A 15,810-nucleotide genomic window follows, 5' to 3' on the forward strand; every position below is an offset into this window, starting at 1 on the left:
TCACCCGGGTGAGTGTTCACCCGGCCCCGCCGTCCCGTCAGCGGTGGTTGATCCCCGTGCTCGTGGTGGTGCTGTCCCTCACTGTCGCCGGGGGCCTGCTCGCCCGCGAGCTGTACCGCCGCCCCGATTCCCCGCGCGCGTCCGGCAACGAGGCGATGGCCCCGTCGGCCACGACCCGCGGCGGTTCGGCCGACAAATCCGGCGCGGTCGAGGTCGGGGCCACTCCGGACGCGCAGAACCACCCGCAGGACGACGCCGTCCGCGGCGTGCTGAAGGCGTATTTCACCGCGCTGAACCAGAAGGACTACGAGGCCTGGACCGAGACGGTCAGCGACGCGCGCCGCAGCAAGACGCCGGAAGCGGACTGGCACCGCAACTTCCAGTCCACGAAGGACGTCGACGTCCTGCTGTACCGCATCGAACCGGGCGCGCAGGGCACGCTGCGGGCGCTGGTCGCGTTCACCAGCACGCAGTCGCTCAACGAGGCCCCGGTCGACTTCCAGGAGAAGTGCATCCACTGGCGGCTGGTGCTGCCGATGAAGTACGAGCACGGTTCGTACCGGATCGACACCGTCGACGGGACGGCCACCGAGCACGACAAATGCTGAAGTCCTGAAACGCCGAAGGCCCCGCGGGAAGCTCCCGCGGGGCCTTCAGCGTGAAAAGGGTCCTCAGTTGGCCGGCGTGAACAGCAGCGCCGTGTTGTGCCCGCCGAAGCCGAACGAGTTGGACAGCGCCGCGGCGAGTTCGACCTTGCGGTTCTCCCCGGCCACGACGTCGAGCTGCACCTTCGGGTCCAGTTCGGTGAGGTTCAGCGTCGCGGGCACGACGCCCTCGTACAGCGCGAGAATCGTCGCGATGCCCTCGACCGCTCCGGCCCCGCCGACGAGGTGGCCGAGCGCGCCCTTAGGCGCGGTGACCACCGGGTGCTCGCCGATCGCCGCGCGGATCGCGGCCGCCTCGCCGATGTCGCCGACCACAGTGGACGTCGCGTGCGCGTTCACGTGGCCGATGTCCGAAGGGGACAGTCCGGCCATCGTCATCGCCGCGCGCATCGCCGCGATCTGCCCGATGCCCTCCGGGTGGTTGCCCGTGATGTGGTAGGCGTCGGAGGTCAGGCCGTAGCCGGCCAGCTTCGCGTAGATCCGCGCGCCGCGGGCCTTCGCGCGGTCCGCCCGCTCGAGCACGACGACGCCGGAGCCCTCGCCGAGCACGAAGCCGTCGCGGCTCACGTCGAAGGGACGCGACGCGGCCGCCGGGTCGTCGTTGCGCGTCGACACCGTGCGCGCCTGGGCGAAACCGGCGACGGTGATCGGGTGGATGCAGGCCTCGGAACCGCCCGCGACCACCACGTCGGCCCGTCCGGACCGGATCATCTCGAAGCCGTTGGCGATGCCCTCGGCCCCGGACGCGCACGCCGACGCGGGCGAGTGCACCCCGGCCCGGGCCTTCAGGTCGATGCCCACGTGCGCGGCCGGGCCGTTCGGCATCAGCATCGGCACGGTCAGCGGCGACACCTTGCGAAGACCCTGCTGGTGCAACAGATCGTTCTGGGTCAGCAGGGTCACCGGCCCGCCGACCCCGGTGCCGATCGAAACGCCGAGGCGTTCCGGTTCGACGTCCGTGTGCTCGTCGGTCTGCTCGGCGAACCCCGCGTCGGCCCAGGCCTGGCGGGCGGCGATGAGCGCCACCTGCTCGCACCGGTCGAGCCGGCGGGCCTGCACGCGGGGCAGGATGTCGGTCGGCTCGACGGCGAGCTGCGCCGCGATCCGCACCGGCAGGTCCAGCTCCTCCGCCCAGTCCGCCTCGATCGTGCGGATCCCGCTGCGGCCGGCCAGCAGACCGTCCCAGGTGGACGCGACGTCCCCGCCCAGCGGCGTGGTCGCGCCCATGCCGGTGATCACGACGTCGATGTTGCTCATGGGAGTCTCCCCAAGGTCGGCTCCGGACCGGGGCCCGGGTACGAAGAGGACTTACTTCGAGTTGGCGGACACGTAGTTCACCGCGTCGCCGACGGTCTTCAGGTTGGCCAGCTCGTCGTCCGGGATCTTGACGCCGAACTTGTCCTCGGCCTGCACGGCGATCTCGACCATCGACAGCGAGTCGATGTCCAGGTCGTCCACGAACGACTTCTCCTCGGTGACGTCGTCCTGAGCCACGCCGGCGACCTCTTCGACGATCTCGGCGAGGCCGGCGAGGATCTCAGTGTTGTCAGCCATCGGTGTTGTTCCCTTCTCGGTTCTTCTGCGGGTCCGCTCGCGGGCACGGCGCCCGCGGGGGAAGTATCGCTCAGGGCAGGACGAACGCCTGCGCGGCATAGGAAAGCCCGGCTCCGAAGCCGACCGCCAGCACCACGTCGCCGCTTTTCGCCGTTCCCGCCTTGCGCATGTGGTCCAGCGCCATCGGGATCGAGGCGGACGAGGTGTTGCCCGAGTACTTGATGTCGTCGGCCACCACCATGTCCTCGCGCGCCCCCTTGGCGCGCAGCTTCTTGGCGATCGATTCGACGATCCGGAGGTTCGCCTGGTGCGGGGCCAGCACGTCCACATCGGACGGCTGCAGCCCGGCGGCTTCCAGCGCCTGCAGCGCGATCGGCGCGATCTGCGTGGTCGCCCAGCGGAAGACCGACTGGCCCTCCTGGTAGATCCACCGGTGGTCGCGCATGTAGATCAGGTCGACGAGCTCGCCCGCGCTGCCCCACGCCACTGGGCCGATGCCCGGTTCGTCGGACGCGCCGACCAGCGCGGCCCCCGCGCCGTCGGCGAAGATGATCGCGTTCGCGCGGTCTGTCGGGTCCACGACGTCGGTGAGCTTCTCCGCGCCGATCACGAGGACCTTCTTCGCCGAGCCCGCGCGCACCAGGTCGGAGGCGACGCCGAGGCCGTAGCAGAACCCGGCGCACGCGGCGTTGAGGTCGAACGCGCCGGGGTTCGGGACGCCGATCCGCGCGGCCACCTGCGCGGCCGCGTTGGGGATCGGGGACGGCATGGTGCAGTTGGGCACGATGACGGTGTCCACTTCGGACGCGTCGACGCCCGCGTCGGCGAGCGCGTTGGTCCCGGCGGCGACGGCGTAGTCGACGAGCACGTCCTCCTTCTCGCCGAACCGCCGCTCGATGATGCCGACGCGGTCGCGGATCCACTGGTCGCTGGTGTCCATGAGCTGCGACAGGTCGTCGTTGGTGACGATCCGGTCCGGCTGGTGGCTGCCGAAGCCCAGGATGCGGGCGGCGGGGGCTCCCGGGGCCAGGTTCATGACGGGGCGGGCGGTCACTGGGCGTCCTCCTCGCGCAGCGCCGCCAGTTCGGCGGGCGTCTTCAGCGCGGTGGTAGTGGTGACGACGCCCTTGAGCTGCCGCTTGACCAGTCCGGTCAGGGTGCCCGCGGGCGCCAGTTCGACGGTGCGGTCCACGCCGAGCGAGACGAGCCCGTCCATGGTGAGGTCCCAGCGGACCGGGCGGGTCACCTGGGCGACGAGCCTGCGCAGGTATTCCGCGCCGCTCGTGACGACCTGGCCGTCGGCGTTGGACAGCAGCGGGCGCGTCGGGTCGGCCGGGGAGAGACCGGCGGCGTGCTCGCGCAGGGCGTCTTCCGCGGGGGCCATGTAGGGCGTGTGGAAGGCGCCGGCGACCTTGAGCGCACGGATCTTCGTGCCCTCCATCGGCTCGGCGATGATCCGCTCGATCGCGGCGGCGGACCCGGACGCGACGATCTGCCCGGCCCCGTTGCGGTTCGCCGCGGCGAGGCCCTGGCCTTCCAGCCACGCGGCGACTTCCTCGGGATCGCCGAGCATCACCGCGGCCATCGACGTCGGTTCGAGCGCGCACGCCTTGGCCATCTCCGCGCCGCGCGCCGCGGCGAGCGCGACGGCGTCTGCCGGGGTGAGCACGCCGGCGATCGCGGCCGCGGCCAGCTCGCCGACGGAATGCCCGGCGACCGGCGCGTCGTCGGGGACCGGGAGGTGCTCGAAGGACAGCAGGGACAGCGCGACGATCAGCGGCTGCGCGACAGCGGTGTCCTGGATCTCCTCGGCCCCGGCCTCGGTGCCGAGCCGGATCAGGTCGAGCCCGGAACGGGCGGACCACTCTTCGACGCGCGCGCGGGCGCCGTCGAGTTCGAGCCACGGAGCGAGCATGCCGGGGGCTTGGGAGCCCTGGCCGGGGGAGAGGACTGCGACTGTCACGCTGTCTATGAGACCACGGGACCGGTCGTGCTTCGGCTGCGGGCGGTCACCAAGTCCGTGCGGCGTTATTGGAGGAAACCTCCAAAGACCCGCCGGAGAACCCGGTCCTTAACCCATCTGCCTTGTGGGATTCAACCAGCGCTTGCCGTGAAGTCTGTCACGCGCGCTGCCTGCTCGCGCAGACGTCCGTGAAGGGCTCCTTGAGGGAATCTAGTTCCCTCAAGGAGCCCTTCACGGACCTCCAACGCGCCGGGTCGGGAGCGGCTCTCACCAGAGGCCGCGAGCCCGGGCCAGCCTGCCGACGGTGAGCGCGACCCGCAGGACCAGCGCGTCTCGGGCGTCGGTCGGGTTGCGGCCGGTGAGTTCGGCCGCCTTGCGCAGCCGGTACCGGACCGTGTTCGGGTGGACGAACAGCGTTTGCGCGCAGCGTTCCAGGACCCCGCCGGTGTCCAGGTAGGTCTCGACCGTACGCTGCAGCGCCGCACCCGCCTCCTCCAGCGGCCGGGCCACCAGGTCGACCAGCAGCCGTTCCGCGCCGGGGTCGCCGGAGAGCGCGCGTTCGGGGAGGAGGTCGTCGGAGCGGACCGGGCGTGGCGCGGCGGGCCAGCCGACTACCGCGCGCAGTCCGGACAGGGCTTCGGCCGCGCTGTGGTGGGCTTCGGCGAGCGTCGGCACCGTCGGGCCCGCGACGACCGGGCCATCGGCGAAGACTGTGGCCATCCGGGCGAGGATTTCGCGTTCCTTCGGCCCGCCCTCGGTGGGGCCGCCGATCACGATCACCAATCGCGAACCCTGCACCGACAACAACACCGCGCGGCCGACGCGCGCGGCGCGGGCGCGGACGTCGAAAACCACCGTCGGCGGGTCTTCCGAGGGCGGATTTCCCACCATGACCGTCGCCGCCGCGGCCGGGTCCCAGCCGAGCGCCGCGGCTCGGGACAACACGGATTCCTCGGCGTCGCCGCGGACGATTCCGTCGACCACGAGAGCTTCCAGCCGGGCATCCCACGCACCGCGCGCTTCCGCCGCGGCGGCGTAGGAATTGGCCGCGGCGAAAGCGATTTCCCTGCCGTAGCGCAGAATTCCTTCGATCAACGCGGCGCGTTCGGTTTCCGACGCGGCGAATTCGGGGAGCTGTTCCTCGAACACCTCGATCGCGAGCCGCACCATCGCGACGGCCTGGCGCAGGCTGATCCAGCGCGACACTTCAGTCGGCGCGTCGCGGAACGCTTCGGTGGTGAGCTTCAGCGCTTCCTTCGAATCCCGCAGCCACGCGACGAATCCGCTGGCCCCGGTCTGCGTGATCAGCAGGACGCTGGCGCGCTGGTCGGCGGGCAGCCGCGCGAACCACACCAGGCGGCGTTCCATTTCCGCGACGCTGGCGCTCGCCAGCCGCCCGGAGGCGTGCTCCAGGCTGCGCAGGGTTTTCGCGGACAGCCCGTGGTGCTTGCGCGCGGGTCGTCCCGTGGTGTCGGCCATGTCGGAGCCGATCCTACGTGCCGCCCGCGACCCGCAACTTCAGGCGGACGCGGCAGCGACCCGAGGTGGTGGGCGGCGGCCCGCCGAAGTGCCTAGGATCCCGGGTGGGGTGGCAGGGGATCACCCCGGGAAAAGAGAACAGGGGGACGGGCCATGCCAGAGCCCGGACTGGAGATCGACGGGATCTCCAAACGGTACGGCGCCGTGGTGGCGCTCGAGAACATGACGTTCGACGTGCGGCCGGGGGAGCTGTTCGGATTCGTCGGCAGCAACGGGGCGGGAAAAACGACCACGATGCGCATCGCGCTCGGCGTGCTGAGCGCCGACGCCGGACAGGTGCGCTACGCGGGCGAACCGATCACGCACGAAACGCGCAGGCAGATCGGCTACATGCCGGAGGAACGCGGGCTGTACCCGAAAATGAAGGTCGGAGAACAGCTCACGTATCTGGCCCGGCTGCACGGAATGCCCGCCGCGGAAGCGAAGGCCTCGAGCGAGCGCTGGACCGAACGCCTCGGCGTGGCCGCGCGCCGCGACGACGAGGTGCAGAAGCTCAGCCTCGGCAACCAGCAGCGCGTGCAGCTGGCCGCCGCACTGGTGCACGAACCGCGGATTCTCGTGCTGGACGAACCGTTTTCCGGACTGGACCCGGTGGCCGTCGACGTGATGAGCGACGTGCTGAAGGAAAAGGCGGCCGAGGGCGTTCCAGTCGTGTTTTCCAGCCACCAGCTGGATTTGGTGGAACGGCTGTGCGACCGGATCGGGATTGTCCGGAGTGGACGGATGGAAGCGTCCGGCACGGTGGCGGAACTGCGCGCGGGCGGGACGACCCGGCTGCTCGTCGACGCGCCGGAGGCGCCGGAGAACTGGGCGGCCGGGCTGCCCGGGGTGACCGTGATCGGCCGCGAGGGAGCGGTGACCGAACTCGAACTGGCCGACGGCGCGGACGACCAGGCGGTGCTGCGCGCCGCGCTGGCGACCGGCCCGGTGCGCGAATTCGCGCGCAAACTGCCTTCCCTGACCGAGTTGTTCCGTTCCGTCGTGTCCGAGCAGCAGGAGGCCGCGGCATGACCGGGTCGAACGTCCAGATGAGCCCCTTGTCCGCGGTCGGCCTCGTGGCCGGGCGGGAAATCACCACGCGCGTCAATTCCAAGGCCTACCGCGTCACCACGCTGGTGATGGTGCTGATCGTCGTCGGGCTGGCGCTGATCTTCAAATTCTTCAACGGCGGCGGGAGCGCCGACGCGACGGTCGGCTACGTGCCCGCCGCCGCGCAGCTGGCCGAGCCGCTGACCGCGACGGCCAAGTCGATCGGCCAGACCGTCGCGACGCAGCAGGTGCCCGACGAGAAGACCGGCCAGGACAAGCTGCGGGACGGCTCCATCGACGCGCTGCTGGTGCAGGACGCGAAGCGCGTGCACGTCCAGGTGAAGAAGGACCTGGACGGGAAGCTGAAGAACACCTTCACCGTGCTCGAGGGGCAGCTGGCGCTCAACCAGCAGATCGAATCCCTCGGCGGCGACCCGGCGAAGGTGCGCCAGGCGACCGCCGAGGCGACGATCGACGAACTGCCGCCGCTCGAGAAGCCGTACGACTACAACGGGCAGCAGCTGGTGCTCGGCATCATCGCGGGCATCCTGATCTACCTCTCGCTGATGCTCAACGGGCAGGGCGTGGCGCAGGGCGTCGTCGAGGAGAAGACGTCGCGGGTGGTCGAACTGCTGCTGTCGACGATCAAACCGTGGCAGCTGATGGCCGGGAAGGTGCTCGGCATCGGCACCGTCGGGCTGATCCAGATGCTGGCGATCGGCGTGGCGGGCGTCGCGGCCGGGCTCGGGTTCGGGGTGCTGACGATCTCGGTGAACGCGGCGGTCGGCACGGTGATCTGGCTGATCGTCTGGTACCTGCTCGGGTTCTTCATGTATTCGATCGTGTTCGCCGCGCTGGGCGCGCTGGTGTCGCGGCAGGAGGACGTGGCGGGCGCGACGATGCCCGCGCTGATGTTCGTGATCGCCGGGTACGTGGTGGGGATTTCGATCCTGCCGTCGAATCCGGGGAGCCCGCTGGCCGAGGTGCTGTCGGTGATCCCGGTGTTCGCGCCGACGATGATGCCGATGCGGCTGGCGATGGGCGGCGTGCCGGTGTGGGAGGCGGTGCTGTCGGTCGGCCTAGTCGTGGCGCTCATCCCGGCGCTGATCTGGCTGGCCGCGCGGATCTACCGCAACGCGGTGATGCGCACCGGCGCGAAGGTGAAGCTGCGGGACGCGCTGCGCGCTGCCTGACGGCGGGGTTTCGGACGGCGGGTCGCGGCGGGATGCCGCGGCCCGCCGTTTCTGTCTACTCTCGGTGGACGCGGTGGCCCAGTGAGGGACGGGGGCGGCGGAGGCGCTAACCCACGTGGGTTAGCGGCAACGGGTGAGTTGCGGGCACGCCGCCCCTCGCGAGCGCGCCGTCGCGACCGTTGGCCACGCGTCAATTAACGACCTTCGCTCCGCGCGCTATTGCCGCCTCGCGGTTATCCGGCGGGCGGGCGGAAGATCCGCGCAATTCGCGGCCGGCGGCTGTCCGGCAACGCGAATTCGCACCGCGCGGACCGGGCCTCTCCGGGATTCCCGTCCGGATCTCCGCGCGGTCGCGCCCTGGTCGGCGCGCAAATCCGGCGGGGACCCGGCAATCGGCCGAACATGAAGGCCAGATGAACGGCGGAGAAAACCCGAACCGCATTCGTCTCGGAAGCGCCGCCGCGCGGCGAGAAAGAGCGGGAAATGTTCGAGGCCGCTCGGCGCTTGCGGTTTTCGCTGCGCCGAGCGGCCTCGTCTCCCCGGTCCCCACCGGTACGACAAGTATGGCGGCGATTGATCTTCCCGCGCCAGTCGTCTCACTCGATCGTGGTGCACAGCACTCAGGTCCAGTGGGTACCTGTCCTGCGACCCGGTGCGACAGGACGGTGCCGGAATCCACGTCGAACCGCGGCGAAGGGAGCCAGCGTGGGTGAACAACTCAAGGACGGACTCGGACAGGCCTGGAATCTGGTGGCCACGTTCGTCCCGAAACTCGTGGGTTTTCTGATCATCCTCTTGATCGGCTGGCTGATCGCGAAAGCCGTGTCCAAAGCCCTCGGGCTCGTTCTCGGAAAACTCGGTTTCACGCGCCTGGTCGAGAAGACCGGGCTGACCGGAATGGTGAAGGGCGCGAATCTCGACGCCACCACGGTGCTCGTGAAACTCGTCTACTACTTCATTCTGCTGATCGCGCTGCAGCTGGCGTTCGGGGTGTTCGGGCAGTCGAACCCGGTGAGCCAGCTGCTGAACGACATCATCGCGTTCCTGCCGAGGATCCTGGTCGCGGTGGTGCTGATCATCGTGGCCGCGGCGATCGCGAAGGTCGTGCGGGACGTCGTCGCCGGCGCCCTGTCGGGCCGTCCGGCCGGACGGCTGCTGAGCACGATCGCGTACTGGCTGGTGATGGCGTTCGGCATCATCGCGGCGCTGGGCCAGGTCAACATCGCGACCTCGGTGACCGGCCCGCTGCTGATCGCGGTGCTCGCGACCGCGGGCGGCGTGATCGTGGTCGGCTTCGGCGGCGGCCTGATCAAACCGGCCCAGCAGCGGTGGGACGGCTGGCTGGCCAACCTGCAGGGCCAGCTCGGCTCGGGTTCCGGCAGCGGCGCCGGCCCGCGGGAGCCGGGACAGGTGAGCGGACAGCACGCGCACGCCGGGCAGACCCGGCCGCAGGCCTACCCGCAGTCGCAGTCGGGCAGCCTTCCGCAGCCCGGCGAGCAGACCCGCCAGATGCCCGCGGACGGCGGCCGCCCGCCGGAGCCGCCGACCCCGCCCGCCGGGTTCGGCCGCGTGGAGCGCTGAGGCAGTACCGGAAGGAAAGGCGAGGCCGGTGCTCCGCGGACGAGGTGCTCCGCGGGGCCTTCACCGGCGCCGGGCCGTGCTGCTGACCGGATTCGAGCCCGGTCGGCCGCTTCGCTGACGGTCCTTCCCGATCTGAGGATCGGGGGCCAGGGCCGCGTTGCTGAGGCAGCGCGGCCCTGCGCGCTTGCTCGAGCGATGAAGGCCCGGTGCCACTTCGGCGCCGGGCCTTCGCCATGTTCGGTCCGGGCGTCCGCTGAGCGGGACTGTCTGCAGTCTCACATCGGCACGGGAATGGCCGCTCCGTGTTGCATGTTGGGAGGCGTAGATCGGAAGGGGTGCCGACGTGGACTTCCTGTTGCACCACGGCGTGACCGTGTTCGGGCAGTGGATCTCGATCGCCGAGCTGGCCGGGCAGCTGTTCGCGCTCGCGGTCGTGTTCCTCGCGCAGCGGCGGACGCTGTGGACCTGGCCGGTCCAGGTCGGCGCGACCGTGCTGCTTTTCTCCGTTTACGCCTCCGCGCATCTCGGCGGTCTCGCCGGACGCCAGGTCGCGATCCTGCTCATCTCGCTCTACGGCTGGTGGGCCTGGAACCGCCGGACCGACCCGGTGTACGGCGTGGTCGTGCGCAAGGGCCGCTGGACCGAGCGGGCCGTGATGCTCGGCGCGTTCGCGCTGGGCACGGTCGCGATGGCCCTGACGCTCCAGGCGCTCGACGCCTCGTGGGCGCCGTGGCCGGACGCCGCGATCTTCGTCGGGACGCTGGTCGCGTTCGCCGCCCAGGGCGTCGGTCTCGTGGAGTTCTGGGGCGTGTGGCTGGTGGTCGACGCGATCGGCGTGCCGCTGCAGATCAGCTCCGGCCTGTACTTCTCGGCCGCGATCTACCTGGTCTTCGCCGCGTTGGTGATCCACGGCTGGGTCACCTGGAACCGCTCGGCGCGCACCGCGGTGTCCGGCGGCAAGACCGTCGCCGCGGCGCGCTGACGGCAACCTCGCTCGCTCAGGCGCCGAGCGCGAGCTGACCGTCCGGGGTCAGCTCGGCCGGCGTCCACTGCCCGACCGCTCCGCCCAGCGCGGACGCCGGGCGGACCAGGCCTTCCCGGACGAGGTCGTGCGCGGTCGTCTGGTCGCAGCAGGGCAGGCCGTCGACTCTCAGGTCCGGTTCGCAGCTGCGGGTGAGTTCGGCTCGGCCGGCGGCGATCGCGCGCAGCATCGCCAGCGCGCGGCGGTTCAGCGTGACGGACATGGTCCCCTCCCTCGGACGTTCCGAAGAGAGGAGACGTGATGCCCGTCACTGGATACCGGATTATGCCGAACTGACGCTCACCGGAGCGTCGCGTGGGTGGGGCGCAGATCGTCCACCCGCCGGACCCCGAGCAGCTGCATCGTGCGGACCATCTCGGTGCGCAGGATGTCCACGCAGCGCTGCACGCCGCGTTCGCCGCCCGCCATCAGGCCGTACAGGAACGCGCGGCCGATCAGCACCGCGTTCGCGCCGCGGGCCAGCGCGGCCACGATGTCGCCGCCGGACAGGATGCCGGTGTCGACCCAGACCTCGGCCTCGCCCTCGACCGCGTCGAGTGCCGCGGGCAGCAGTTCGATCGGCGTGGGCGCGCGGTCGAGCTGGCGGCCGCCGTGGTTGGACAGCAGGACCGCGTCCGCGCCGTGTTTCACCACGTCACGGGCGTCGTCGACGTTCTGCACGCCCTTGACCACGAGCTTGCCCGGCCAGGTCTGGCGCACCCAGTCGAGGTCGTCGAAGTTCAGCGTCGGGTCGAAAAGCTTGTCCAGCAGTTCCGCGACGGTGCCGCCGAACCGGTTGAGCGAAGCGAAGTTCAGCGGTTCGGTGGTCAGCAGGTTGAACCACCACGCCGGGTGCATCGCGCCGTCCACGAACGTCTTCAGCGTGATCGCGGGCGGGATGGTGAGACCGTTGCGGACGTCGCGCAGCCGCTGGCCCGCGACCGGGGTGTCGACGGTCAGCAGGAGCGTGTCGTATCCGCTCTCCCACGCGCGATTCATCAGATCTTCGCCCGCGCCGTGGTCGCGCCACACGTACAGCTGGAACCATTTGCGCGCGTCCGGCGCGGCCGCGGCGAGGTCCTCGATCGACGTGGTGCCCATCGTCGAGAGCGCCATCGGGAGGTTGTTGCGCTGCGCCACCCTGGCCACCGCGCTCTCGCCCTCGGTCTGCATCATCCGCGTGAACCCGGTGGGCGCGAACGCGAACGGCAGTGCCGAGCGCTTGCCGAGGATCTCCCTGCTGGTGTCCACATCGGACACTCCGCGCAGCACGTTGGGCTGGAATTCCACGCGGCGGTAAGCCTGCCGGGCGCGGCGCAGGCTGTCCTCGAGTTCGGCCGCGCCGTCGGTGTAGTCGAACGCCGCGCGCGGGGTCCGCTTGCGCGCGATCATCCGCAGGTCGGCGATCGTGTGCGCGCCGGCCAGGCGCCGGTCGGTCGGGTTGAGCACGATCGGCTTCGGCCGCAGGATCTCTTTGAGTTCGCTGGGCCGGGGCAGGCGACGCTGGGTCACGCTCGACCACCTTTCGTCAGGCATCCGGATACATCCGATGTCTACCCTAAAGCAGAGGCCCCTCCAAGACACCGTCCCGGAGGGGCCTCTGCATTGAGCAACGGTCACGCGTTGCCGGAGTCGGACGTCTGCGGCCCGGCGGCCGCCACGTCGTCGAGCCGGTAGCGGCGCGCCGCCTCGGCGACCTTCGCCTGGTCGAACTCGCCGCGCTTGGCGAGCGCGGACAGCGCGCCGACGGTGATCGACTCGGCGTCCACCAGGAACTTGCGCCGCGCGGCCGGGCGGGTGTCGGAGAAGCCGAACCCGTCGGTGCCGAGCGTGAGCATGTCGGTGGGCACCCACGGGCGGATCAGGTCCGGCACCGCGCGCATCCAGTCCGACACGGCCACGACCGGGCCGGAGACCTCGGACAGCTTCTGCGTGACGTACGGGACCCGCGGCGTCTGGTCCGGGTGCAGCAGGTTCTCGTGGTCGATCTCGACCGCTTCGCGGCGCAGTTCGCCCCACGACGTGGCCGACCACACCGCGGCCCGCACGCCCCACTCCTCGGCCAGCATCTTCTGCGCCTTGAGCGCGTCCGGCATCGTGACGCCGGAAACCAGCACCTGAACCTCCGGGCCGTCGCCCTCGGGCGCGTCGGAGTACCGGTAGAGGCCCTTCAGGACGCCGTCGACGTCCAGGCTCTCCGGCTCGGCCGGCTGCTGGTACGGCTCGTTGTAGATGGTGATGTAGTAGAAGATGTTCTCGCCGTTGCCGTCCGGTCCGGTCTCGCCGTACATCCGGCGCAGGCCGTCCTTGACGATGTGGGCGATCTCGAACGAGTAGGCCGGGTCGTAGGCCACCACGGCCGGGTTCGTCGCCGCCAGCAGCAGCGAGTGCCCGTCCGCGTGCTGCAGGCCCTCGCCGGTCAGCGTGGTGCGGCCGGCGGTGGCGCCGAGCACGAAGCCGCGGGCCATCTGGTCCGCCGCCGCGTACAGGCCGTCGCCGGTGCGCTGGAACCCGAACATCGAGTAGAAGATGTAGATCGGGATCATCGGCTCGCCGTGCGTCGCGTACGACGTGCCGACGGCGGTGAACGACGCGGTGGAACCCGCCTCGTTGATGCCCTCGTGCAGCAGCTGGCCCTTCTCGGACTCCTTGTACGCCAGCATCAGGCTCGCGTCGACCGAGGTGTAGGTCTGGCCGTGCGGGTTGTAGATCTTGGCGGTCGGGAACATCGAGTCGAGGCCGAACGTGCGGGCCTCGTCCGGGATGATCGGGACGATCCGCTTGCCGATCTCCGAGTCCTTCGCCAGCTCGCGGATGAGCCGGACGATCGCCATCGTGGTGGCGACCTCCTGCTTGCCCGAGCCCTTGCGGACGCCCTCGTAGACCTTGTCGCCGGGCAGCACGAGCGCCTTGGCGGTCTTCGGGCGGCGCTCCGGCAGGTACCCGCCCAGCGCCTTGCGGCGGCCGCGCATGTACTCGATCTCCGGCGAGTCCGGGCCCGGGTGGTAGTACGGCGGCAGCTTCGGGTCGCGCTCGAGCTCCTCGTCGCTGATCGGGATCCGCTGGGTGTCGCGGAACAGCTTCAGGTCGTCGAGCGTGAGCTTCTTCATCTGGTGCGTGGCGTTGCGGCCCTCGAACGCCGGGCCGAGGCCGTAGCCCTTGATCGTGTGCGCCAGGATCACCGTCGGCTGGCCGGAGTGCTCCATGGCCGCCTTGTACGCCGCGTACACCTTGCGGTAGTCGTGGCCGCCGCGCTTGAGGTTCCAGATCTCCTGGTCGGTGAGGTCCTTGACCAGGTCCTTCGTGCGCGGGTCGCGGCCGAAGAAGTGCTCCCGGACGAAGGCGCCGTCGTTGGCCTTGTACGTCTGGTAGTCGCCGTCCGGCGTGACGTTCATCAGGTTGACCAGCGCGCCGTCGCGGTCCGCGTGCAGCAGCGAGTCCCACTCGCGACCCCAGATGACCTTGATCACGTTCCAGCCCGCGCCGCGGAAGTACGCCTCGAGCTCCTGGATGATCTTGCCGTTGCCGCGCACCGGGCCGTCGAGCCGCTGCAGGTTGCAGTTGATCACGAAGGTCAGGTTGTCCAGGCCCTCGCCCGCGGCCACGTGGATCAGGCCGCGCGATTCGGCCTCGTCCATCTCGCCGTCGCCGAGGAACGCCCACACGTGCTGGTCGGAGGTGTCCTTGATCCCGCGGTCGTGCAGGTAGCGGTTGAACCGCGCCTGGTAGATCGCGTTCATCGGGCCGAGGCCCATCGACACCGTCGGGTTCTCCCAGAACTCCGGCATCAGCCGCGGGTGCGGGTACGACGGCAGGCCGCCGCCCTCGCCCGCGTGGCTGTACTCCTGGCGGAACCCGTCGAGCTGCTGCTCGGTGAGGCGGCCCTCGAGGAACGCGCGCGCGTACATGCCGGGGGAGGCGTGGCCCTGGAAGAAGACCTGGTCGCCGCCGCCGGAGTGGTCCTTGCCGCGGAAGAAGTGGTTGAAGCCCACCTCGTAGAGCGCCGCCGACGAGGCGTAGGTCGAGATGTGGCCGCCGACGCCGACGCCCGGCCGCTGCGCGCGGTGCACCATGATCGCCGCGTTCCAGCGGATGTAGCGGCGGTAGCGGCGCTCGATCTCCTCGTCGCCCGGGAACCACGGTTCGTTCTCGGTGGGGATCGTGTTCACGTAGTCGGTGGACGTGAGCGCCGGGACGCCGACGTTGCGCTCCCGGGCGCGCTCGAGGATGCGCAGCATCAGGTACCTGGCCCGCTGCTGGCCCCCTCGCGCCAGCGCCTCGTCGAAGGAGTCCAGCCATTCGCTGGTCTCTTCCGGGTCGATGTCGGGAAGGTGCGCCGCGAGTCCGTCACGGATGACGCGTACGCGAGCCGGGGTCTCCTTGCCGGAGGCGCCGTCGTTCTGCGGGGCCAAGGGGTCTCCTTGTAGCTGGTTGTAGCCGTTGTAGCTGGTGGGCGGGAGTGCTCGCCGACGTCCATGGTCGTCCCGGTTGGGGTTCCCGTCACCTGTACTGCCCGGTAACATCGGCCGCCCGAGTGTCGCCACTCCCCGCGCACGGTGTATCGCGCGCGCGTTTTCTCTCCTCCACCCTAAAGGAGGCTCCCGGGGAGAGGCGCGCAGTGGTGGGGTACTGAGTGCCACCCGGAGTCGGGCGATCCGGCGGCAAGCCCCTACGCTGCAGACACGACTTGCCAAAGATCCGGTGTGGACGGTTGCGCGCAGCGCCGCGTCAGTGTTCGCTGTTCGACAACCGTGTATCCGAGTGCGGCGGACCTACCGCCGCGCTCCGTCGTAGTTGGAGGAGTGGAAGCAGTGGTCGCCGCGGGAGACGCAGGCAACGCCGGCGTCGCCGAGAGCCTTGGCATCAAGCCGGACATGGTGGTCCAGGAGATCGGCTGGGACGAGGACGTCGACGACGACGTCCGCGCGGCGATCGAGGAAACCATCGGCGGTGAGCTCCTCGACGAAGACGCGCAGGAGGTCATCGACGTTGTGCTGCTGTGGTGGCGCGACAACGACGGAGACCTCGGGGACGCGCTGGTCGACGCGCGCGGTCCGCTGGACGAGAACGGCGTGATCTGGGTGCTGACCCCGAAGACCGGGCAGCCCGGGCACGTCGAGCCCAGCGACATCGCCGAGGCGGTGCCCCAGGTCGGGCTCGCCCAGACGGCGAACATCAGCGTGGGCCCGGGCTGGCTGGGCACCCGGCTGGTGTCGCCGAAGTCCTCGAAGGCCAAGCAGCGCTGAGGCCGCGATAGGGTGGGCGG

Annotated in this window: 14 protein-coding genes; 6 read left to right on the plus strand and 8 right to left on the minus strand. The window is 70.4% G+C overall.

Annotated elements, in window-relative coordinates:
• Positions 1-8 precede the first annotated feature (8 nt).
• Positions 9-608, plus strand: coding sequence for a hypothetical protein (locus SSMG_RS08375; protein ID WP_037712999.1), 600 nt, complete (start codon positions 9-11; stop codon positions 606-608).
• A 63-nt stretch (positions 609-671) separates the two neighbouring features.
• On the opposite strand, the gene SSMG_RS08380 is transcribed toward SSMG_RS08375, so the two are convergent.
• The 5 genes from SSMG_RS08380 to SSMG_RS08400 all read right to left on the minus strand — a co-directional run bounded on the left by SSMG_RS08380 (position 672) and on the right by SSMG_RS08400 (position 5,660).
• Positions 672-1,922, minus strand: a complete 1,251-nt coding sequence (locus tag SSMG_RS08380; RefSeq protein ID WP_009074688.1) for a beta-ketoacyl synthase — start codon at positions 1,920-1,922, stop codon at positions 672-674.
• 51 nt (positions 1,923-1,973) lie between these two features.
• Positions 1,974-2,219: an acyl carrier protein gene (locus SSMG_RS08385; protein ID WP_009074690.1), complete on the minus strand. Its 246-nt coding sequence runs from the start codon at positions 2,217-2,219 to the stop codon at positions 1,974-1,976.
• A 70-nt stretch (positions 2,220-2,289) separates the two neighbouring features.
• Positions 2,290-3,273 (minus strand): beta-ketoacyl-ACP synthase III, encoded by a 984-nt coding sequence (locus tag SSMG_RS08390; protein WP_009074691.1) that lies wholly within the window; start codon positions 3,271-3,273, stop codon positions 2,290-2,292.
• Positions 3,270-4,181 carry an ACP S-malonyltransferase gene (locus SSMG_RS08395; protein ID WP_009074693.1) on the minus strand — a complete coding sequence of 304 codons (912 nt, stop codon included), beginning with the start codon at positions 4,179-4,181 and terminating at the stop codon, positions 3,270-3,272. Before SSMG_RS08395 ends, SSMG_RS08390 begins: the two co-directional genes overlap by 4 nt.
• A 267-nt stretch (positions 4,182-4,448) precedes the next feature.
• The gene (locus SSMG_RS08400) at positions 4,449-5,660 is read right to left on the minus strand and encodes a CdaR family transcriptional regulator (protein ID WP_009074695.1); all 1,212 of its coding nucleotides are present in this window, start codon (positions 5,658-5,660) and stop codon (positions 4,449-4,451) included.
• Between the two features lie 153 nt (positions 5,661-5,813).
• Here SSMG_RS08400 and SSMG_RS08405 point away from each other — a divergent pair, with 153 nt between their 5' ends.
• The 4 genes from SSMG_RS08405 to SSMG_RS08420 all read left to right on the plus strand — a co-directional run bounded on the left by SSMG_RS08405 (position 5,814) and on the right by SSMG_RS08420 (position 10,505).
• Entirely contained in the window at positions 5,814-6,731 is a 918-nt protein-coding gene (locus SSMG_RS08405) for an ABC transporter ATP-binding protein (RefSeq protein WP_009074697.1), read from the plus strand.
• On the plus strand, positions 6,728-7,942 hold the full coding sequence (locus SSMG_RS08410) for an ABC transporter permease (protein WP_009074699.1): 1,215 nt from the start codon (positions 6,728-6,730) through the stop codon (positions 7,940-7,942). Before SSMG_RS08405 ends, SSMG_RS08410 begins: the two co-directional genes overlap by 4 nt.
• A gap of 705 nt (positions 7,943-8,647) precedes the next feature.
• A complete protein-coding gene (locus SSMG_RS08415; protein ID WP_199785844.1) occupies positions 8,648-9,523 on the plus strand; it encodes a hypothetical protein in 876 nt (291 codons plus the stop codon).
• Positions 9,524-9,866: 343 nt separating this feature from the next.
• Positions 9,867-10,505 carry a nicotinamide mononucleotide transporter family protein gene (locus SSMG_RS08420; RefSeq protein ID WP_009074703.1) on the plus strand — a complete coding sequence of 213 codons (639 nt, stop codon included), beginning with the start codon at positions 9,867-9,869 and terminating at the stop codon, positions 10,503-10,505.
• A 16-nt stretch (positions 10,506-10,521) separates the two neighbouring features.
• On the opposite strand, the gene SSMG_RS08425 is transcribed toward SSMG_RS08420, so the two are convergent.
• The 3 genes from SSMG_RS08425 to aceE form a co-directional block, all read right to left on the minus strand.
• On the minus strand, positions 10,522-10,767 hold the full coding sequence (locus SSMG_RS08425; RefSeq protein ID WP_009074705.1) for a hypothetical protein: 246 nt from the start codon (positions 10,765-10,767) through the stop codon (positions 10,522-10,524).
• Positions 10,768-10,844: 77 nt separating this feature from the next.
• Entirely contained in the window at positions 10,845-12,056 is a 1,212-nt protein-coding gene (locus SSMG_RS08430) for an alpha-hydroxy acid oxidase (RefSeq protein WP_037713005.1), read from the minus strand.
• Positions 12,057-12,160: 104 nt separating this feature from the next.
• A complete protein-coding gene (aceE, locus tag SSMG_RS08435) occupies positions 12,161-14,956 on the minus strand; it encodes a pyruvate dehydrogenase (acetyl-transferring), homodimeric type (protein WP_009074709.1) in 2,796 nt (931 codons plus the stop codon).
• 399 nt (positions 14,957-15,355) lie between these two features.
• Between aceE and SSMG_RS08440 the strand changes: the two genes are divergently transcribed.
• Positions 15,356-15,790, plus strand: coding sequence for a DUF3052 domain-containing protein (locus SSMG_RS08440; RefSeq protein ID WP_009074710.1), 435 nt, complete (start codon positions 15,356-15,358; stop codon positions 15,788-15,790).
• Positions 15,791-15,810: the final 20 nt, after the last annotated feature.

The organism is Streptomyces sp. AA4 (assembly GCF_000158875.1).
GTDB lineage: Bacteria > Actinomycetota > Actinomycetes > Mycobacteriales > Pseudonocardiaceae > Amycolatopsis.